The organism is Mycobacterium sp. NGS39, from assembly GCF_059812765.1.
In genome coordinates this window covers 1-4467 of the sequence record NZ_JCALDH010000024.1, presented here as the reverse complement: position 1 = coordinate 4467, position 4467 = coordinate 1, and the positions used below count along the sequence as shown (strand labels likewise).

Genomic DNA, 4467 nt, shown 5'->3' with positions numbered 1-4467 from the left:
CTCGCGGCGATGTCCCCGAAGGACCGCACCGTTGTCACGTCGGCGATGAGGCGCGGCGACGACGAGACCCTGTCCGTCCATACCCAGCTCGCCACCCTCGGGGTCAGCGCGGCCGACCGCACCGGCCGGTTCGTCGACGTTCCGCCGTCGCCGTGGCTGCACGAGCGGTACTGGCTCGAGAAAAAGGCTGCCGCGCAACCGAATTCAGTCACACATCCGCTGCTGGGAACGCACGTCGAGTTGCCTTCCGGCCGTGAGCATGTGTGGCAGACCGACGCCGGAGCCGACATCCTGCCTTGGCTGGCCGGTCGCCAGCTGAGCGGCCAGGCCGTCGTACCGGCGGCAATCTTCGCCGAAATGGCCGTGAGCGCCGCAAGCCGAGCCCTCGCCCTTCCGCTCGCGGCCGTGCGGGTGTGTGACCTCGAGATCGAGCGGACGCTCACCGCGAACCGTGACATGCGTTTCACGACACAGCTTGCCCGGGCGCAGGAGGACATCCGCGTCGAGATTCACGCCAGTTCCGCAGGCGGAACGTGGCATCGGTGTGCGGTCGCCGGCATCCGTAATGTCGACGACGATCCGTCGACCTGCGCGGTCGACGTCGAAGGCGGAACCGAGATCAGGTTGTCCGACGAGGCCGTCGACCATCCCGAGTTCGCGATATCCCCCCTGCTGCTCGACACGGGGTTGCAGTGCCTGGCCGACGCCATCGACGCAGCGGCCGGCTCAGCCGAAACCCGCCTGGACGCAGCTTCTTTCGCAGCGGTCCGCCTGTTCGGGCGCTCGGGTCGGCGGGCTTGGTGCCGCGTCGAGCTGTCCGGTGACGACCAGGACGGCGCTGGCTGTGTCGGCGGGATCCTGTTGACCGACGACGCGGGAACGCCGCTCGCCGAACTCACCGGAATACGCATGCGGCCGGTGGACCCACGCGACATTTCGCTACCGCTCGAACAGATGGTGTTCGATACCACCTGGGCGCCTTCCGAGGCGTCACCCGCACACGAGAAGCCGACCGCTGCCGACGGGGATTGGCTTCTGCTCACCGATGACGACGCCGAAACAACCGAGCTCGCGGCCGAAGTCGCGACCCAGCTGAGCGTGCCGACCCGGCGCGTGAGCACCGTGTCGTTGTTCGCGGACGTGTCGAGCCGAGAACAGATTTCACCCGTCGGCATGGTCGTGTTCGTCGCCACGCGCTCGTTCGACGGCACTGATGCCGAGCAGGCCCTTCGGCGCGCCCGGAAGCTGATCATGGCGCTCGACGCCGCCGTGCGCAGCGTCGTCGCATCGAGCCGAGGCAAGCCGCCACGGCTGTGGCTGGTCACGCGTGATGGGTTGGCCGTTAACGACGGTGAGACAGGCGATCCGGCGATCGGTGCGCTCAAAGGGCTGGTCCGCAACTGGCGTTTCCCGGGGGAAGCGGCTCGCGTCCTCGCCGGTGAACCCGACGTGGGAGCCACCCTCGTCGATGTCGACCATCGCAGCGATGTCCTCGCGGCATTGATGTCGGAATTCTCCGCAGCAGACCATGACGACGTGATCGCCTGGCGAAGCGGCCGCCGGTATGCCGAACGGCTCTCTCGCGCAACGCTCGAGCCGGGGCCGGGTCATGCGGTTGTCCGCACGAACGGCGCGTACATCGTCACCGGCGGCCTGGGTGGGCTGGGCGGCGTGGTGACGCGATGGCTGCTGAAGCGGGGCGCCGGCCGGCTGATCCTCAACGGTCGGACCGAACCCTCAGAGGACCAACGTCGGACACTTTCGGCGTGGGCCGACGACACCGAAATCGCTTTCCTTCCAGGCGACATCGCGACGCCGGGAGTCGCCGAACGACTGGTGGCCGCCGCTGAAGAAGGCGGGTACGCGCTGCGCGGCGTCGTACATGCGGCCGGGGTGAGCGGCGACGGACTGGTGACCGCGCTCACCGAGGACGGACTCGAGCGCGTGTGGGCGCCGAAGGTGACCGGTGCACTGCGACTGCATGCGGCCACAGCCACCCGGAAGCTCGACTGGTGGGTCGGCTTCTCCTCGATGGCAACGCTATTGGGCCTGCCCGGTCAGCTGGCCTACACGACGGCCAACGCCTGGCTCGACGCGCTGGTCGCGTGGCGGCGCGCCTCGGGTCTGCCCGCCAACGCGATCAACTGGGGCCAGTGGTCCGACGTCGGGATGAGCCGCGCCCTCACCTACAGCGTGCTGGATCCGATAACTCCCGACGAAGGGATCGAGGCGCTGGAGTCGCTGGTGGGAAGCCCGTTGACGCGCACGGGTGTCGGCCGGCTGCGCCTGGACCGAGCTGCCGCCACCGCGGCTTTCGGCGAGCTCGGGTATTTCACGGAGTTGTCCGACGGCCTCCGAAGCACTGCGAGCGCAGACCACTCGACGGGCAACGCCGGCAGTCAAGCTGCGATGGCAGTTCCGGATTGGGCGCAGATCCCGCCGGAAAACCTGGTGGGCGAGCTCGAAAGCAGGCTCAAAGCCATCCTCGCTCGCGAACTGCGCCTGTCCGCAGCAGCCGTCGACGCCGAGCGGCCGTTCCCGGAGCTCGGGCTCGACTCGATGATGGCGATGACGGTGCTGAAGGAAACCCAGAAGCTGGTGGGCGTCGACGTATCGGCGAACACGTTGTTCAATCATCCGACCATCCGGTCGTTGGCGGCGTACCTGGCGAAAGCGCTTGCGGCGCAACATGCGTCACAGCGCGACGATATCGATCCAACGTTCGACGAGGACGGCAGTGTGCTCGATGCGCTGTTCGACAGCGTCGAGTCGGCCTCCGCCGGTAGCGAAAGCGGTGTGTTCTGATGAGAACGATCTTCAGCAGGGTGGCGGCCATGACGGCCGATCAGCGGGGTTCGCTGACCGAGCAGTTCGAGAAGGCCTCCCGGATCGCCGTAGCCGAACCGGTAGCGGTGGTGGGCATCGGCTGCCGTTTCCCCGGCGGGGTCGCCGGACCCGAAAGCTATTGGAACTTCCTGGCTAACGGAACCGACGCCATCAGCGAAATCCCCCCGGACCGCTGGAACGCTGACGAATTCTACGATCCGGACCAGTTCGCGCCCGGCCGGATGTCGTCGAAATGGGGCGGTTTCCTCGACGATGTGGCCGGCTTCGATGCCGACTTCTTCGGCATCTCGCCGCGCGAGGCGGAAGCCATGGACCCCCAACAGCGGCTGATGCTCGAGGTAGCCTGGGAAGCGCTGGAACATGCCGGTCTGGCGCCGGATGACCTGTCCGGCGTCCGCGCCGCGGTGATGATGGGCGTGTATTACACCGAGTACCAGACCATTTCGGCTGCCAATCCGGACACCATCGACGCCTACTCGGCAACCGGCAACGCCCATGCGGTGGCCGTCGGCCGGATCGCGTATCTGCTGGGGCTGCGCGGTCCGGCGGTAGCGGTCGACTCGGCGTGTTCGTCGTCGCTGGTGGCGATACATCTCGCATGCCAGAGTCTGCGACTGCGGGAAAGCGATCTGGCCCTCGCGGGCGGGGTCAGCTTGATCCTGCGACCCGAAACGCAGATAGCGATGGCCAAGTGGGGCATGCTGTCACCGCGCGGCCGATGCCACACCTTCGACTCCAGGGCCGACGGATTCGTGCGCGGTGAGGGTTGCGGCGTCGTTGCGCTCAAGCGGCTTACCGACGCGGTGCGCGACAACGATCGGGTGCTTGCCGTGGTGCGCGGCTCAGCGGTCAACCAGGACGGCCGCTCCAACGGCCTGACCGCGCCGAACACCATCGCGCAACGCGACGTGATCACCCGGGCGCTGCGCAGCGCCGACGTGACACCGAACTCGGTGAACATGATCGAAACGCACGGCACCGGAACCGCTTTGGGCGATCCGATCGAGTTCGAGGCGCTGGCTGACGTCTATGGCCGCGGCGACGCCCGCTGCGCGTTAGGCGCCGTGAAGACGAACATGGGCCACTTGGAGGCAGCGGCCGGGATCGCCGCATTCATCAAAGCCGCCTTGTCGGTGCACAAGGGCCGGATCCCCCTGAATCTGCACTTCTGCGAGTGGAATCCGGCAATCGACCCGTCACGCACCCGGATGTTCGTGCCCACCGATCTGCAAGCGTGGCCGGCTGACGACGGCCCGCGCCGGGCCGCCGTGTCGTCGTTCGGCCTGGGTGGCACAAACGCCCACGCGGTCATCGAGCAAGGCCCCGATCTCGAGCCCGCTGTGCCGCAGCCTGATCCGGCCGTCAGCACGTTGGTGCTGTCGGGAAAGACCGAGCAACGGATAGCGGCATGGGCGTCGGCGCTGGGCGACTGGCTCGACGGCGACGGCGACGGCGCCGCGGTGCCGCTGGCCGATGTCGCCCGAACCCTCAACCACCGCCGGGGGCGCCACGGAAAGTTCGCCGCCGTCGTCGCATCCGATCACCGCGAGGCCGTCAGCGGTCTGCGGTCACTGGCCGAAGGCCGCCCCGCGCCCGGCGTCGTGTCGCCACGCGACGCGA

General features: G+C 68.0%; 2 protein-coding genes. Both read left to right on the top strand.

Features of this window, described 5'->3' with window-relative positions:
• Window positions 1-2805 (top strand): beta-ketoacyl reductase (locus tag AC5Y39_RS21140; RefSeq protein ID WP_500021676.1); only part of this gene is annotated, 2805 nt, incomplete at its 5' end.
• The coding region (locus AC5Y39_RS21135; RefSeq protein WP_500021678.1) for a type I polyketide synthase at window positions 2805-4467 on the top strand (1663 nt) is incomplete at its 3' end. The genes AC5Y39_RS21140 and AC5Y39_RS21135, both read left to right, overlap by 1 nt.